Here is a 16786-nt window from a genome sequence, read left to right as displayed (position 1 = left end):
TTATTCAAAGTTTTCTTTTCTTTTTTCACATTCAAATGCTTGAAAAACGCTTAAATATAAACGTTTGAAAATATTTTCATTCATTAAAGAAAAATAGCAACATTATTTAGCTATTACTTTACATTTTCTTTTCACAAAATTAAAATGATTTAAATATTCGAAAATTATCAAAAATCCGTAAAATAACGAAAAAAATACATATGTTCTGTCTGAAATTTAATTAGACTAACAAAAAACAAGAAAACACTTACATTAAAATAAAATTAAAACCAAATGTTCCATTTATATCAATGATAAAAAACAAAGCACTTTTCATAATTTATGTTTGACTAGATAAAAAAAAGAATAAAGCAATGTTACACTTTATCCTCTTTATTTAATAATAAAACGGTAATGTCTTTTAACTTTAATTCTTCCATGACTTTGCCTATAATTATTCGACGCGTCCAGCTTGTAAGTTCAGCAAATTCATCAAAAAAAGAAATAGGCCCTAATTTTAAATACAATGGCACAATCAACTCCCCATCTTTTACTATCTGAAACTCTTCAAGGGAATGGAGGAAAATACTATTGCGAATTCGACGTCGTTTTTGTATTATTTTTTCAACAATTACTTGGACTTGATCCAAATAATAATCTACTGCAACATCTCCTAAAATAGATTGCACCTCTCCATACATGTTCTGATTTAATTGATTACTTCTTAAGTAATCAAAATAACTCGGTAACGTTCCAGACCATTCATCTCTAGAAACAGACGCAACCATCAACTCTCCATTTGTTACTGAATGAGTGTAACTAAAAATTTGATTATCTGTGATTCCATAGACTCCTTGCTCTGGAATACTTGCTAATTGATACAAAACTTTAGAAACGTCTTCTGAAGTTTCAGCAATAAAATCTAAAATTTTAGCTACCCAAACAGAAACAACCTTTTCTTCTTCGTACAATGGAATATTCAAACTATAATGACGGTCATCTCTATTTACAATGTTCTTTCTAACTAATTGGTCTAAGTTTTTTTCTATCTTGTTTCCCAGAGATTTTTTCAACTGTCTTAATGTTGGTTTATCTTCCAAAAGCGGAAGAAGTTGTTTGAAAAAATCAGAAGCTAATAGCTCTCCTAATGCTCGATCTTTTATTTCTACAATAACATTCATTTGTTTCTCCTATCAAAAAGACACCTCAGAAATCAAACTGCTCTGAAGTGTCTTCTTTTTTCATTAAAACGTTTCTGTCAATTGTGGAACAACTTGTTTTTTACGAGACACAACACCCGGCAAGAAGGCTCGGTTGTTTGTTAACGCCACAGAAAAGGCCTTTTCAACATTCTCTTTCGGTTCTCCTACAACTAATAATTCAGAATCGCTATCTAAAATATTGGTCACTACTAGTAAAAATAAGTCATAACTATTTTCACTATTCAATTGCTCCATCGCCGATTCAAGTTCATTTTGACGAGCAAATACTTCCGCTAAATCAACTGTATTTACTTGTGCAATTCGCACATTTTTATCACCCATTGGGAAACTTTTTGCGTCTAAATCCAATAAAGTTTCAACTGATTTATCACTTAAATTCGTTCCTGCTTTTAACAAGTCTAAACCATATACTTCTAACTCTATTTCAGCAATTTCGGCCAACGCTTGTGCTGCGTGCACATCTTCGTCTGTACAAGTAGGTGATTTGAATAATAAAGTATCTGAGACAATCGCAGATAACATCATTCCTGCAATTGCTTTTGGAATTTCAACGTTATTCTCTCGGTACATTTTGTAAATAATTGTACTCGTACAGCCTACTGGTTCTGCGCGATAATATAATGGATTAGCTGTTTCAAAATTGGCAATTCGATGATGATCGACAACTGATAATACATTTAATTTGACAATATCTGATACACTTTGTTGAAATTCATTGTGGTCTACTAACATAACATCTGAAGTTTCTCCAGCAATTTTTTCAACAACACGAGGGGCATCTACATCGAAATGATTTAATGCAAATTGTGTCTCTTCATTTGGTGTACCTAAAGCTACTGCTTCCGCTTCTTTACCTAACGCTTTTTGTAGCTCTGCAAAAGCAATTGCAGCCCCAATTGCATCGGTATCAGGATTTTGATGTCCAAAGACTAAAATTTTTGACATATTCTTCGCTCCAATCTTTCAATTCACTTTTAATCATAGCAAAATCACTTGAATATTTCCATCCTTTTCTAAGTCTTGATTGATAAAATTATCTTACTCAGTCATGAATTATTATCGAATCTAAATAAAGCTTAAAACTTCCAAACGGATGAACTGGAAATTGGTCGTTTTTTAGTCCCTTATCATTCTTTTATGTGACCACCATTTACACTCACACATCAAAAAGCCATGAAGCAAAAACAAAACTTCAACTTATCAACTAAATGACAAGCGTTTTATTTCCAATCATGACTTTTCTTAATTAGTGTGTTAAATAACCTGTATATTCATCAATATGCAAGAGCTTTTTCGCATTTTCTACTCGATCATTTTTCGGAGGCTCAATTCCTTCTAGCGGGTATTTTAACCCCATTTCATCCCATTTGTATTTACCCATCGTATGATAAGGTAACACTTCCACCTTATCTACATTATCTAAAGTTTTGATAAATTCATCTAGACGAATCAAAAATTCATCGTAGTCGCTTCTTTGTGGAACTAAGACGTGACGAATCCAAACAGGTTTACCAATTTCAGAAAGATACTTAGCCATTTCTAAAATATTTTCATTGGACTGTGTCGTCAATTGTTTATGGGCATCGTTATCAATGTGTTTGATATCAAAAAGTAACAAGTCCGTATATTTCATTAATTCCTCAAATTGACTAAAGAAAGGTTCCTCTCTTGTAAATGGTTTACCACAAGTATCAAGCGTCGTATGAATCCCTTGTGCTTTTGCCTTTTTAAATAAATCAATTAAAAACTCCGTTTGAAGTAAAGGTTCACCACCACTAACGGTAATCCCGCCTTTATCTCCCCAATAAGCTTTATATTTTTTTGCTTCTTCAAGAACATCATCCGTTGACCGCAAAGAAGCTTTCGGATCATTGATTTTCCATGTATCTGGATTATGGCAAAATTGACAACGCATTCGACACCCTTGTGTAAAAACAATAAAACGGACACCCGGTCCATCTACCGTTCCAAAACTTTCCGTAGAATGAATTCTGCCCATTACTGGAGTTGTCATAAAAAGTCCCTCTTTCTTTAGAAAAGAGAGTGACACTGATGCCACCCTCTCGTTTTTAGTCGCTTATAATTTATCGTGTGAAGTTCTTGCGATAACATCCGCTTGTTGTTCTGGAGTCAAGTCACGGAATTTAACTGCATAACCAGAAACACGAATCGTTAGGTTTGGATATTTTTCAGGATTTTTTTGTGCATCCAATAATAATTCATTAGTAAACACGTTCACATTTAAGTGATAACCACCCTTGTCAAAGTAGCCATCCATCACATTACGCAAGTTGTTAACTCTTGTGTCTTCATCTTTACCTAATCCGTTAGGGTTAATTGTTTGTGTATTAGAAATCCCATCTAATGCATGTGTGTATTCTAAACGTGCAGTAGAGTTTAATGAAGCCAACAAACCATTTTTCTCACCTAAGAATTTACCATCTTGATAAGATGGGTTGGCACCTGGTGCAAGAGGTTTTCCAGCACGACGTCCGTCTGGAGTATTACCAGTTGCTTTACCATAAACCACATTTGAAGTAATTGTTAATAATGAAGTTGTTGGTTTTGAATTGCGGTAAGTATGTTGACGTTTAATTTGTGTCATGAAATAATCTACAATCCAGTTCGCCATGGCATCTGCTTCCTCATTGTCATTTCCATAAGTTGGAAATTCGTTTTGAGGAACATAATCAACTGCCATACCATTTTCATCACGAATTACTTGAACATTTCCGTGTTTAATTGCCATTACACTATCTGTAGCATGAGAAATTCCTGCGATACCAGTTGCAAAAGTACGCTGTAAGTCTGATTCCATCGTTGCTAACTGAACAGCTTCGTATGCATACTTGTCATGCATGTAATGAATCACATTCAATGTATTCACATATAACTCTGCCAACCAATCCATAGTGTCTTTAAAACGTTCCATGAATTCATGGTAGTCTAAAGCATCACCTTCCATTGGACGGAATTTAGGAGCCACTTGCATTTTAGTTTTTTCATCAACGCCACCATTGATTGCGTATAAGACTGCTTTAGCCAAGTTTGCTCTGGCACCAAAGAATTGCATATCTTTACCCATAACTGTTGCAGATACACAACATGCAATTGCACAGTCATCAGAACCCCAGTTTTCACGTAATAAATCATCATTTTCAAATTGGATAGAAGAACTTTCTTTCGCAATTTTTGATGCATAGGTTCTGAAAGCTTCTGGTAAATGAGAAGAATATAGAACAGTTAAGTTTGGTTCTGGAGAAGGTCCCATATTTGTTAGCGTATGCAAGATACGGAAATCACTCTTAGTTACTAATGAACGACCATCAATACCCATTCCTGCAATAGATAAAGTTGCCCAAATTGGATAACCAGAGAACAATTCATTGTATTCTGGTGTACGAGCAAATTTAACCATACGCAATTTCATAATCAAATGATCAATCATTTCTTGAGCTTCAAATTCAGTAATTAACCCTTGCTCTAAGTCACGTTCGATATAAATATCTAAAAAGGCTGAAACACGTCCAATTGACATTGCAGCACCATTTTGAGATTTAATCGCCCCAAGATAACCAAAGTACAACCACTGAATAGCTTCTTGAGCATTTTCAGCCGGACGAGAAATATCAAATCCGTATGAAGCAGCCATTTTCTTCAAATCATTTAATGCACGATATTGTTCACTAATTTCTTCACGTAAACGAATCACATCGTCTGTCATAACTTTGTTACCAACATTATCATGATCTTTTTTCTTTTGTTCCATCATGAAATCTACACCATATAAGGCGATACGTCGATAGTCACCAATGATACGTCCACGACCATAAGCATCTGGAAGACCTGTAATGATTTTGTTTTTACGTGCTAAACGCATTTCAGGAGTGTAAACATCGAAAACACCTTGGTTATGTGTTTTACGATATTCAGTAAAGATTTTTGTCATCTCTTCATCTGCTTCAAAACCATTAGAAACCAAAGCATTATTCGCCATATTAATCCCACCAAATGGTTGGAAAGCTTGTTTTAATGGCACATCTGTTTGTAAACCGACAATTTTTTCTTCTTCTTTAATTAAATATCCAGGTTCATGAGAGGTTAGTGTTGATGGGATGTTCGTATCCATATCGTAAACACCATTTTTTTCATGTTGTACATCAAACAGTTCTTGTAGTTTTGTCCATAATTTGTCTGTACTTGGAGCAATACCTTCTAAAAACTTATCATCACCACGGTATTCAGTGTAGTTCGCTTGAATAAAGTTACGTGTGTTAATTTCGTTTTGCCATAGACCACCTTTAAAACCGTCCCAAGCTTTGTTAAGTTTTTCTGTTTTGTTTGTAACTGAAGCCATTTGTGTTCCTCCTTATTTTCTGTCCACTAATTGTAACAGCTCTACGTGAATAGTATAACACACAAACAAATCTTTGCAACCATTTTCATAAATATTATTGAACAATTAAGATGTATTATTTAGAAAAATACGAAAAAACACTTATTTAAAGCTGTTTATAAAATGTGAAACATTTATCAAATACTTTATTTTTCAAATAATTTTTAGTGAACAAGCATAAAAAAAGAGAAACTCTGTATCAATACAGAGTTTCTCTTTTTAATAATTTTATAGAACAGTACCACCGTTTGTTATGGCTGGATCAGTAAATTGAATCACAGAGAGAATTTCTCCTTGTTTTTCATCCATTGCAAAAGATCCATTCGATGTCCGATCATTTATTGGGAAACTGTTTGTTTCAATAATTCGCTCTTCTCCTTTTTGATTTTGAAGCCGAAGTTGTTGATTATGCCCTTCTCCCATATAAATAATCCGATGTGGGTTTTTCTTAAGTTCTCTTAGTATCATTAATCCTCGTTTTGCACGACCTAATTGATTTAATTCTTGTGCGAGCATGCGTTTTACAGCACCCCGTTGCGTAATGATTACAACAGGCGTATCTCCTTCTGGATAAACTAAAAGTCCATTTACTACGTAATCTTCATCTTTTAAATTCATTGATTTAACGCCTGAAGCTTTAGGTCCAACCACAGGAACATCGAGTAATGAGAACCTTAAACCAAAACCAAGATGACTTGCTAAGAAAACATCCATTTGCTCTTCTTGATTCACTAAAAAGACATTCGTTAATTCGTCAGTAGCAGATTTAAATTTAATCATTTGTAATGGTCGACTCTTATAGGTTCGCCATGGTTCAAATTCTGTCATTCTAGTCTGTTTAATTAATCCTTCTTTACTGATTAAGACAAAATTCTTTAACGGATCCAAGTCTTTATAAGTATAAACAGCTAGAATTGACTCATCAATCGAAAAATTCAATAACGTTTGAGAAATATGTTCCCCAATGTCTTTCCAACGCATGTCAGGTAATTCGTGAATTGGTCGATAAATGACATTTCCTTTATTAGTGACAAGCAAAAGATGATCCAAAGTATTTGCTTGGGCACTATATAAAACGTAGTCCCCATCTTTCATGCCTAATTCTTCAGGCTTAGAGGCAGCATAAGAACGCAAACTACTGCGTTTAATATAACCTTCATGAGTTACCGTCACTACTACGTCTTCTTGAGCAACTAAAACTTCTGTTTCAATTTTGATTTCTTCAATTTCATCTTTAATTTCAGTTAAACGTGCTTGACCATATTGTTTTTTCACTTCTCGAAGCTCTTTTTTCAAAACTTTTAATAACTCTGCTTCATTATTAATAATATTTTTTAACTCTGCTATTAAATTAGTCAGAGTATCCGCTTCTTCTCTTAGTTGAGTAATGTCTGTATTCGTCAAACGGTATAATTGTAAAGTAACAATTGCTTCTGCTTGTTCTTCGGTAAATTGATGTTGAATAATCAAATTATTTTTCGCATCTTTTTTATCTTTACTTCCACGAATGGTAGCAATCACTTCATCTAAAATAGACAGGGCTTTGATTAAGCCATCTACAATATGTTGACGTTTTTCTGCTTTGTTCAGCTCATATTGACTACGCTTTAACACGACATCTCGGCGGTGTTTAATATAACTTTCTAAAATTCGTTTCAATCCGACTTGTTGTGGACGCATCTCATCAATAGCTACCATATTAAAGTTATAGTTAATCTGTAACTCAGTATTTTTAAACAAGTAGTTTAAAATACCTTCAGCGTTTACATCTTTTTTGAGTTCAACAACTATTTGTAGACCAGTACGATCACTTTCGTCACGTACTTCTGCAATCCCTTCAACCTTCTTGTTTAAACGGACTTCATCCATTTTTTTCACTAGATTGGCTTTGTTTACTTCATATGGAATTTCACTAATAATAATTTGTTGTTTGCCACCACGAATTGACTCAATTTTCGTTTTAGAACGTAAAATAACTTTCCCTTTACCTGTAGTATAAGCTTTTTTAATTTCTTCTTTCCCTTGAAGAATGCCTCCAGTAGGAAAATCTGGCCCTGGAATATATTCCATTAATTTATCCAAACTGGCTTGTGGATGGTCAATTAAATAGATTGTTCCATTGATAATTTCTTCCAAATTATGTGTAGGAATTTCAGTGGCATAACCTGCCGAAATTCCAGTAGAACCATTCACTAACAAATTGGGATATTTTGCTGGTAAAACAGTGGGTTCTTTTTCAGTGTCATCAAAGTTCCAAACAAATTCTACTGTTTCTTTCTCAATATCTTTTAAAAGTTCCCCACTAAGTTCAGACAATCTCGCTTCGGTATAACGCATTGCAGCCGGTGGATCTCCGTCCATGCTTCCGTTATTTCCATGCATCTCAATTAAGATTTCTCTTAACTTCCAGTCTTGACTCATTCGAACCATTGCTTCATAAATACTACTGTCTCCATGAGGATGATAATTCCCCATGATATTTCCGACTGATTTGGCAGATTTACGAAAAGCTTTTTCATGAGTGTTGCCGTCTTTATTCATCGCATAAAGAATTCGGCGTTGTACAGGTTTTAAACCATCACGAATATCTGGTAATGCACGCTCTTGAATAATGTATTTTGAATAGCGACCAAAGCGATCTCCCATCACTTCTTCTAATGTTAATTCTTGTATATTCTTTTCTTGTTCCAAGAGACCACCTCCTAATCAAATAAATTTATTTCTTTTATTTCTGATACAGCCTTTTCTTCCATCAAAGGATTTATTTCTTTTTTATCAAGAATACTACCTTCTTCTTCTAGACTAAACTGAACATGCTTTTCAATCCATTTTCTTCGTGGCTCCACTTTGTCACCCATTAAAGTAGTCACTCGTCTTTCTGCTTGGGCAGCATCACCTATTCTGACACGAATCAGTGTCCGAGTTTCAGGATCCATGGTTGTTTCCCAAAGTTGCTCTGCATTCATTTCACCCAAACCTTTATAACGTTGAAGCATGTAACCTCGACCCATTTTTGCAGTAACTTCGATCAATTCTTCATCAGTCCAAGCGTATTCAACCACTTCTTTTTTCCCAGAGCCTTTGGATACTTTATATAGTGGAGGCAAGGCAATATAGACTTTGCCTGCTTCGATTAGTTTCTTCATGTAACGATAAAAGAATGTCAATAACAAGACTTGAATATGAGCACCATCGGTATCCGCATCGGTCATGATGATTACTTTGTCATAATTACAATCTTCTATTGAAAATTCAGGTCCTACCCCAGCACCAATGGTATAAATCATCGTATTGATTTCTTCATTTTTCAAAATATCCTGCATTTTAGCTTTTTCGGTATTGATTACTTTCCCACGTAAAGGCAAAATAGCTTGGAATTTGCGGTCACGGCCTTGTTTCGCTGAGCCACCGGCAGAATCTCCCTCCACTAAATACAATTCATTTCTTTGTGGATTTCTAGATTGAGCAGGTGTTAATTTCCCAGATAATAAAGATTCACCTTTTTTACGTTTTTTCCCTGTCCGACTTTCTTCACGGGCTTTTCTGGCAGCTTCTCTGGCTTCTCTAGCCTTAATTGCTTTACGAACGAGCATCTGGCTCATATCGCTGTTTTCTTGTAGATAAAAACCTAGCTGTTCCCCTAGAACGTTATCTACTGCACTACGAGCGATTGGTGTTCCTAATTTTTCTTTGGTTTGCCCTTCAAACTGCAATAGATTTTCAGGAATACGAACGGATAAAATCCCCGCTAATCCTTCTCGGAAGTCACTACCTTCCAAGTTTTTGTCTTTTTCTTTTAACAAGTTTACCTTACGTGCGTATTCGTTGAAGGCCTTAGTCATTGACATTTTCAAGCCGACTTCGTGTGTACCACCATCTTTGGTGCGAACATTATTAACAAAAGATAATACATTTTCTGAATAGCCATCATTGTATTGAAAAGCAATCTCTACTTCAATTCCCTCTCGCTCACCTGAAAAATATGCGATAGGTGTTAAGGTATCTTTCTCTTCATTCAAATAACTAACGAACTCTTTAATACCATCTTCGTAATGGAAAACTTCCACTACCGCTTCTTCTTCACGTAAATCTGTGAGAGAAATTTTCACTCCTCTTAGTAAAAAGGCAGACTCTCTTAAACGCTCTGCTAATGTATTATAAGAAAATTTAGTTACTGAAAAAATAGTAGCATCTGGTAAGAAATGGACATTGGTTCCATTTGGTTTTCTGGTTTTACCAACTTTTTTTAGTGTTGACTCAGGTTTTCCGCCATCTATAAAGTTTTGTTGATATTCTACACCATCGCGGACGATGGAAACCTTTAACCAGCTAGAAAGTGCATTTACGACACTGGCTCCCACTCCATGTAAGCCTCCAGAAGTTTTATAACCCCCTTGACCAAATTTACCTCCCGCATGTAGGACAGTAAAAATAACTTGGACCGTCGGAATACCAGAAGCATGCATTCCAACCGGCATTCCTCTTCCACTATCTTGTACACTAATACTATTATCTTTATGAATAGTCACGCTAATTTCATTTCCATAACCAGAAAGTGCTTCATCTACCGCATTATCAAAAATTTCGTAGACTAAATGATGTAATCCACGACTATCAGTGGATCCAATATACATTCCAGGTCTTTTTCTAACTGCTTCCAATCCCTCTAAAACTTGGATTGAAGAGTCATTGTACTCATTGGTTTGTTTTTTTACCAACGCAAACGCTCCTTTAAGCTTCGAATTTACTCGAATCATTATACATCATCTTCTAGTAACTAAGCAAAAAAATTAAAAGATGACAAGAAAAATTTCTAAGAATGCTGGTTCTTAGAAATTTTTCTTGATGATTTTTTATTTTTCTAATTCAATTTTGATACAACGATCCATAACAACATCATGACGATTAGCCTCAGCTAATATTTCAGCAGCCTCTTGACTTTCAATACCTAATTGAGCCCAAAATACTTTGGCATCCGTTTCAATAAATTCTTTGGCAATCTCGGGTAAAAACTCTGCTCGACGGAAAATATCAACAATATCAATTTTTTCAGGAATTTCCTTTAAGCTGGCGTAAACTGGTTCTCCTAAAATTTCTTGACCTGCAAGAATCGGGTTTACTGGGAAAATTTTGTAATTTTTTTCTTTTAGATATTGAGCAATTCTGTAGCTAGTACGGTCTTCTTTGTTGCTCAAACCGATAACCGCAATATTTTTAGCCGCCGCTAAGTAGTTTTGAATCATTTGATCTTCTGGATTTTTAAAACTCATACCAATTCCTCCTAAATTAAATTTTTTCTAAAATTTGCCTGTTGTTTAATTTTTTGATAACCAATGGCTTGATAAAATCGATGAGCAGCTTCTCGTTGTGCACCAGAATTAACTCGCACACCTGATTTCCCTTTCAAAACTGCAGCTTCCTCAACAGCTTTCATTAAAGCTCGCCCAATGCCGCGACCTTGATAATCGCTTTGAACGGAAAGTCCCAATAAATTATAAAGAGAATCAAAATATAATACATCATATTCACTTGCATGAGCATATCCTACAATGTTGCCATCTAGCTCTGCAACTAACAATAGATGGCTTTCAGAAGCAATTACTTTATTGAGTTGCTTCTGAACAATAACTTCGGAAAGCTGATAACCCAATTCATTTTCATTTAGTTTTATCAGTCCATCTAAGTCTGCGAAAACAGCTTTACGAATCATATACATCTATCTTCCTCCTAAAGAAATCATTCCTATTGTTGTAGTGGAATTTTCATGATAAAATTGCTCTAGCACTGTAAAGAAAGTTGGTCATTATGAAGTATATTTTATTTGTTATTGCATATTTATTAGGTTCTATTCCTTCGGGTGTATGGATTGGAAAGCTCTTTTATAAAAAAGATATCCGAAAATTTGGAAGTGGAAATTCAGGTACGACGAATACTTTTAGAGTTTTAGGTCGAAATGCTGGGATTGTCGTTTTACTAATGGATATTTTAAAAGGGACTTTAGCAACTTGCTTACCCATGATTTTTAATATCCAAGGAATTAATCCTCTATGGTTTGGTGTCTTTGCAATTATCGGTCATACTTTCCCTGTTTTTGCAGGGTTTAAAGGTGGAAAAGCCGTTGCAACAAGTGCCGGAATGCTACTTGGGTATCAGCCATTATTTTTCATCTATTCGACAGTTATTTTTGTTATTACTCTTTTTATTACAAGTATCGTTAGTTTAAGTAGTATGATTGCAGCCACATTAATCACATTGTCTACCTTTGTCTTACCTTATATCGCACCCGTAATATTACCCACACATGACTGGCTACTGACAATTATCGCCATCTGTGTGAGCAGCTTTATCTTTTATCGTCATAAAGAAAATATCCAACGAATCAAAGACGGTACTGAGAATAAGGTCCCTTTTGGTTTAAATAAATCGAAAAAGAAATAACAAATAATTTTACTTTTTCAAGTCTAAGAAGTTGTGACAAATATTTGTCACAACTTCTTTTTTACTTAATCGTTATTGCATACTTTGTTTCGTAGGTATCTTTTGCATCTAACTTACGAATGCCTAATTTCTCTGTTAGTTCACCCGTTGAGTCAGTAGTATCGGCTACACCTTCCCAAGGTTCAATACATACAAAAGGTGCCTCCAATCCATAATTTCCGGCCCAGATACCAAGATAAGGCAAATTATTATAGGTTAATGTGATACTATGAGGTGATTTCTCACTTCGAATACTAAACGAATTTAAACCTTTTGTTTCAAAAATCAATGTATCTACTTTAAATAATTCTCTAGTTAAAGCAATATTGGTATTTGTCTGACCTAATGTTCGTTGGGCTAAATCCACATAGCCATCTTTTAAAGGTAACATCAACCGTGATTTCATTGGAGAAGGTTCTAAGTAATAATCTTCAAAAGATAAATCATCAACCAAAGGAACATTAAATGCTGGATGACCACCAATAGAAAAATACATTGCTTCTTCGGCAGGATTTTCCACATAGTATTTAACAACAATTCCGTCTCCACCTAGTTCATAAGCAATGATTAGTTTAAAATCAAAAGGATAGACTTCTTTTGTCGCTGTGGTACTTTCTAACATTAACCGAACACTATCTTTATTCTGCTCAATTACTTGAAACTCCATGTCTCTTGCAAAACCGTGTTGAGATAACTGATAAGTTTTTCCTTGGTAGGTGTACTGATTATCTTTTAAAGCTCCTACAAATGGAAATAATACTGGTGCATGTCTTTTCCAATATTTGGGATCCGCTTGCCAAATGTATTCAATATCTGTTTCTTTACTTTTCAGACTAGTTAATTCTGCTCCATCAGTAGAAACAACTGCTGTTAAGTGCTCTGTTTCAATTGTTATGTCCATTCTGTTCCCTCCCTATTTCTGCAGTATCTTTGGTATATTAAGAAAATAAATGCCATCTTTTGAAAAATCACCTAAATCTTTTGATGTCTATGCTTTATCTAATTCTTCTTTAAAACGATTATTCAGAACCTTCAAATAAGTACCTTTCATTCCTAACGAACGAGATTCAATAATTCCTGCTGATTCTAATTTTCTCAATGCATTCACAATCACTGAACGTGTAATACCAATCTCATCAGCAATATTAGAAGCAGTTAAGCGTCCTTCATCTCCTTCTAAAGCATTAAAAATAGCTTGGACAGCTTTTAATTCGCTGTAAGATAACGTGTTTACTGCCATTTGAACAGCAGTTGCACTACGAATGTCTTCTTCGATATTCCGAGAAGTTTGATATAAGATTTGCATCCCCACCACAGTTGCACTGTATTCCGCTAACACTAAATCTTCTTCGTTAAAAGAATGTTCTATTCTAGAAAGAATAATCGTTCCCAATCGTTCTCCAGCACCAAAGATAGGGACAACTGTGGTTAAACCATTAGGATATAATTCTCTTGATTCCACCGGAAAAGCCGTCATATCACTATCTATTGGAATATTAGCCTCAGTTTTTTGTAAATTATCTACCATATCGGTATAATTTTTTGGAAACTGTTTCTCAACAAACATGTTTCGTACACGGTCATTATTGACATCGTGTTTTTCATTAAATCCTAACAAACTACCATCGTTGCTGATAATATAAGAATTACTGTCCAAAATATCCGCTAAAATATCCGCCATTTGATTGTAAGGCAAATCTAAATCAGTATTAAAAGTATTTTTTTGCTGCAGTAATTCATTCACTTGTCTTGTTTTTTCTAGTAATGTAGTCATTTTTTCTCCTTTTTTTATAAAATATAGCGACTCAAATCTTGATCTTCAGCAATATCCCCCAATTTTTCATCTACATAAGCTTCTGTGATAGTAATTTCCGCCATTTGCATATCTGAAGCTTCAAACAATAAATCTTCTAAAAGTTTTTCCAAAATTGTGTGTAATCTTCTTGCACCAATATTATCCGTATCACGGTTGACTTGGAAGGCAATTGCTGCTAAACGTTCGATAGCTTCCAGTGTAAAGGTGACACGAACGTCTTCTGTTTCCAATAAAGCGATATATTGTTTCACTAAAGCATTATTTGGTTCTTTTAAGATTTTGACAAAATCTTCAGTCGTTAAATCATCAAGTTCTACACGGATTGGAAAACGTCCTTGTAATTCTGGTATCAAATCGCTTGGTTTTGATAAATGAAAAGCACCTGAAGCGATAAATAAAATATGGTCTGACTGTAATGCACCGTATTTCGTATTAATTTGAGAACCTTCAACAATTGGTAAAATATCTCTTTGAACACCTTCACGAGAAACTTCTCCAGACTGTTGTGATTTAGAGGTTACTTTATCAATTTCATCGATAAAAATAATCCCACTTGACTCAGCTAAACGAATGGCTTCACTATGAATATCAGCATCGTTGACTAATTTTGAAGACTCTTCTTGAATTAATAATTCTCGTGCTTCTTTAACAGTAACGGTGCGCTCAATTTTTTTAGAAGGACGTAAAGCTCCCAAAGTTTCGTTCAAGTCAATTCCCATTTGTTCTAGCCCATTATTCATAGCTGGCATTTGTAACTTAGGTTCATCTGTTTCAATCGTCACTTCTCGGCTATCTAACACGCCACGCTCAAGTTGTTCGAAAATACTTTGACGATTCACACGAATTTCATCGGTTAACTCTTCTTTAGGTTCTTCTGGTTTTTGAGAAGCATTAAACATGCTCATCATCTGTTCATAAGGGTTAGAAGCTTGTTTTTGTTCTTTTTTAATTCCTGGAACCAAAATCTTAGCTAAACGACGATTGGCTTTTTTCTCTGCTTGAATTCTTACACGATTATATTGTTCTTTTTGAACAATTTGAATCGCATTTTCAACTAAATCTCTGACCATTGATTCAACATCACGACCAACATAACCCACTTCAGTAAATTTTGTTGCTTCGACTTTCATAAATGGCGCTTTAACAATAGTAGCTAAACGACGAGCAATTTCGGTTTTACCCACACCAGTAGGGCCAATCATTAAGATATTTTTTGGCGTTACTTCTTGTTGCATCCCTTCATCTAATTGCAGACGACGATAACGATTTCTTAAAGCGACTGCCACTGATTTTTTAGCTGCATGTTGACCAACGATATATTGATCTAATTCAGCAACAATTTCTTTGGGTGATATATTTTGATTCATCATAGTTTTAACATTCCTCCACAATAATATTATGGTTTGTAAAGACACAAATATCTGCTGCAATATTTAAGGCATTTTCAGCAATTTCTTTAGCAGTTAATTGTTCACTCGCGTATTTTTTCATTGCTCGAGCTGCAGAAAGTGCATAGTTTCCACCAGATCCAATAGCTAAAATACCATCATCTGGAGCAATTACTTCACCTGTACCTGACACTAACAACATTTCATCTTTATTCATGACAATTAGCATAGCTTCTAATTTTTGCATAGATTGTTTCGTTCGCCATTCTTGCGCCAATTCGACCGCAGCTCGTTGTAAATTTCCATTATATTCGTTTAATTTTCCTTCAAATTTTTCTTCTAAGGTAAAAGCATCTGCTACACTTCCAGCAAAACCTACAATTACTTCACCATTGTAAATTCTACGTACCTTTCTAGCAGTTCCTTTCATAACAATTTGTTCTCCCATGGTCACTTGACCATCTCCAGCCATAGCAAACTTTCCGTCTTTTTCTACGGCGCATATTGTTGTTGAATGAAATTGTGATTCCATCAATTTTTCCCTCCTGTATTTAAAAGTGAATCATCTATTCACTTACTTGCTCTTGGATGAAACTGGCGATAATTTTTTTGTAAACTTTCTTTTGTTACATGGGCATAAATTTGAGTAGTAGATAAATTAGCATGCCCTAGTAATTCTTGGACTGTACGCATATCAGCACCATTATTTAACAAATGTGTGGCAAAGGTATGACGCAACATATGTGGATGAATTTGACTATCCAAACTACTTTTTCGGATGACTTGGTTTAAAGCATATTCAATCCCAGTCGTTGTAATTGGATCACCTAAACGATTCACAAAGGCAAAAGAATGTTCTTTGCCAAATTTATTCATTAAAAATCGACGACCTTCTTCAAAGTAAGTAGTTAATGCCTCTTGTGCATAGGCTCCAAAAGGTACATATCTTTCTTTGTTTCCTTTTCCTCGAATAAACAATACACCACTCTCCCAATCAATATGGGTTAATTCAAGTCCCGCACATTCACTTACCCGTAAACCAGAACCATATAGCACTTCTAATAACGCACGATTCCTTTGTTGCAAAGGTTCTGATCCTTCAACACTCTCAAACAGTGCTTCCATTTCTTTCTCATAAAAAAAACGCGGTAACTTGATACTCTTCTTTTTTAAATGAATATAAGAAAAAGGATTTTCCTCAATCACTTCTTGTTTTAGAAGAAATTGGTAAAATGAACGCAAACTCGCAATTTTACGACTAATCGTATTTCGACTGTAATTATTTTCATGATTATTTAAATAGGCTAAATAAACACGTACATCTCGATAATCTACTTTCACAAAATCGCTGTCTCCTGTTTCCTTAAGAAAAGCAAAAAAAGACTCGATATCACGACTATACGCAATCAAAGTTTCCTCTGAGTAAGCTCTTTCAACTTTTAGATAGCGAAAAAATTCTTTTACCCAATCCTTTGAATCCATAGACTTCCTCCAAGTAAGATTTCCT

14 protein-coding genes are annotated in these 16786 nt (G+C 34.8%); 1 reads left to right on the top strand and 13 read right to left on the bottom strand.

Features of this window, described 5'->3' with window-relative positions:
* Positions 1–356: 356 nt before the first annotated feature.
* The 8 genes from AC4BBX_RS01225 to AC4BBX_RS01190 all read right to left on the bottom strand — a co-directional run bounded on the left by AC4BBX_RS01225 (position 357) and on the right by AC4BBX_RS01190 (position 11314).
* Entirely contained in the window at positions 357–1160 is an 804-nt protein-coding gene (locus AC4BBX_RS01225; protein ID WP_490454668.1) for a DUF1803 domain-containing protein, read from the bottom strand.
* Positions 1161–1223: 63 nt separating this feature from the next.
* Entirely contained in the window at positions 1224–2147 is a 924-nt protein-coding gene (locus tag AC4BBX_RS01220) for a manganese-dependent inorganic pyrophosphatase (protein WP_490454667.1), read from the bottom strand.
* 301 nt (positions 2148–2448) lie between these two features.
* On the bottom strand, positions 2449–3216 hold the full coding sequence (pflA, locus tag AC4BBX_RS01215; RefSeq protein ID WP_490454666.1) for a pyruvate formate-lyase-activating protein: 768 nt from the start codon (positions 3214–3216) through the stop codon (positions 2449–2451).
* Positions 3217–3279: 63 nt separating this feature from the next.
* Entirely contained in the window at positions 3280–5559 is a 2280-nt protein-coding gene (gene pflB, locus AC4BBX_RS01210) for a formate C-acetyltransferase (protein ID WP_490454665.1), read from the bottom strand.
* Positions 5560–5826: 267 nt separating this feature from the next.
* The gene (gene parC / locus AC4BBX_RS01205; RefSeq protein WP_490454664.1) at positions 5827–8289 is read right to left on the bottom strand and encodes a DNA topoisomerase IV subunit A; all 2463 of its coding nucleotides are present in this window, start codon (positions 8287–8289) and stop codon (positions 5827–5829) included.
* Between the two features lie 11 nt (positions 8290–8300).
* Positions 8301–10316 carry a DNA topoisomerase IV subunit B gene (gene parE / locus AC4BBX_RS01200; protein ID WP_490454663.1) on the bottom strand — a complete coding sequence of 672 codons (2016 nt, stop codon included), beginning with the start codon at positions 10314–10316 and terminating at the stop codon, positions 8301–8303.
* A gap of 135 nt (positions 10317–10451) precedes the next feature.
* Positions 10452–10868, bottom strand: coding sequence for a CoA-binding protein (locus AC4BBX_RS01195; RefSeq protein ID WP_490454662.1), 417 nt, complete (start codon positions 10866–10868; stop codon positions 10452–10454).
* Positions 10869–10879: 11 nt separating this feature from the next.
* Positions 10880–11314, bottom strand: coding sequence for a GNAT family N-acetyltransferase (locus tag AC4BBX_RS01190; RefSeq protein ID WP_490454661.1), 435 nt, complete (start codon positions 11312–11314; stop codon positions 10880–10882).
* An 89-nt stretch (positions 11315–11403) separates the two neighbouring features.
* Between AC4BBX_RS01190 and plsY the strand changes: the two genes are divergently transcribed.
* Positions 11404–12036: a glycerol-3-phosphate 1-O-acyltransferase PlsY gene (gene plsY, locus AC4BBX_RS01185; protein ID WP_490454660.1), complete on the top strand. Its 633-nt coding sequence runs from the start codon at positions 11404–11406 to the stop codon at positions 12034–12036.
* Positions 12037–12097: 61 nt separating this feature from the next.
* Here the strand turns inward: plsY and AC4BBX_RS01180 are convergent, their stop codons facing one another.
* The 5 genes from AC4BBX_RS01180 to xerC all read right to left on the bottom strand — a co-directional run bounded on the left by AC4BBX_RS01180 (position 12098) and on the right by xerC (position 16761).
* The gene (locus tag AC4BBX_RS01180; protein WP_490454659.1) at positions 12098–12976 is read right to left on the bottom strand and encodes an aldose 1-epimerase family protein; all 879 of its coding nucleotides are present in this window, start codon (positions 12974–12976) and stop codon (positions 12098–12100) included.
* Positions 12977–13063: 87 nt separating this feature from the next.
* A complete protein-coding gene (gene codY, locus AC4BBX_RS01175) occupies positions 13064–13849 on the bottom strand; it encodes a GTP-sensing pleiotropic transcriptional regulator CodY (RefSeq protein WP_490454658.1) in 786 nt (261 codons plus the stop codon).
* A 14-nt stretch (positions 13850–13863) separates the two neighbouring features.
* On the bottom strand, positions 13864–15261 hold the full coding sequence (hslU, locus tag AC4BBX_RS01170; protein ID WP_490454657.1) for an ATP-dependent protease ATPase subunit HslU: 1398 nt from the start codon (positions 15259–15261) through the stop codon (positions 13864–13866).
* A gap of 4 nt (positions 15262–15265) precedes the next feature.
* Positions 15266–15814 carry an ATP-dependent protease subunit HslV gene (gene hslV, locus AC4BBX_RS01165; RefSeq protein ID WP_490454656.1) on the bottom strand — a complete coding sequence of 183 codons (549 nt, stop codon included), beginning with the start codon at positions 15812–15814 and terminating at the stop codon, positions 15266–15268.
* 35 nt (positions 15815–15849) lie between these two features.
* On the bottom strand, positions 15850–16761 hold the full coding sequence (gene xerC, locus AC4BBX_RS01160) for a tyrosine recombinase XerC (protein ID WP_490454655.1): 912 nt from the start codon (positions 16759–16761) through the stop codon (positions 15850–15852).
* Positions 16762–16786: the final 25 nt, after the last annotated feature.

It is taken from the genome of Enterococcus sp. AMC1157, assembly GCF_058216555.1.
This window is presented reverse-complemented; position numbering and strand designations above follow the sequence as displayed.

What these genes read in the sequence shown, in the direction of transcription:
- AC4BBX_RS01190 (WP_490454661.1), bottom strand. Translation starts at nt 11,314, where the DNA reads ATGTATATGATTCGTAAAGCTGTTTTCGCAGACTTAGATGGACTGATA.
- AC4BBX_RS01180 (WP_490454659.1), bottom strand. Translation starts at nt 12,976, where the DNA reads ATGGACATAACAATTGAAACAGAGCACTTAACAGCAGTTGTTTCTACT.
- AC4BBX_RS01220 (WP_490454667.1), bottom strand. Translation starts at nt 2,147, where the DNA reads ATGTCAAAAATTTTAGTCTTTGGACATCAAAATCCTGATACCGATGCA.
- AC4BBX_RS01225 (WP_490454668.1), bottom strand. Translation starts at nt 1,160, where the DNA reads ATGAATGTTATTGTAGAAATAAAAGATCGAGCATTAGGAGAGCTATTA.
- plsY (WP_490454660.1), top strand. Translation starts at nt 11,404, where the DNA reads ATGAAGTATATTTTATTTGTTATTGCATATTTATTAGGTTCTATTCCT.
- pflA (WP_490454666.1), bottom strand. Translation starts at nt 3,216, where the DNA reads ATGACAACTCCAGTAATGGGCAGAATTCATTCTACGGAAAGTTTTGGA.
- pflB (WP_490454665.1), bottom strand. Translation starts at nt 5,559, where the DNA reads ATGGCTTCAGTTACAAACAAAACAGAAAAACTTAACAAAGCTTGGGAC.
- AC4BBX_RS01195 (WP_490454662.1), bottom strand. Translation starts at nt 10,868, where the DNA reads ATGAGTTTTAAAAATCCAGAAGATCAAATGATTCAAAACTACTTAGCG.
- xerC (WP_490454655.1), bottom strand. Translation starts at nt 16,761, where the DNA reads ATGGATTCAAAGGATTGGGTAAAAGAATTTTTTCGCTATCTAAAAGTT.
- hslU (WP_490454657.1), bottom strand. Translation starts at nt 15,261, where the DNA reads ATGATGAATCAAAATATATCACCCAAAGAAATTGTTGCTGAATTAGAT.
- codY (WP_490454658.1), bottom strand. Translation starts at nt 13,849, where the DNA reads ATGACTACATTACTAGAAAAAACAAGACAAGTGAATGAATTACTGCAG.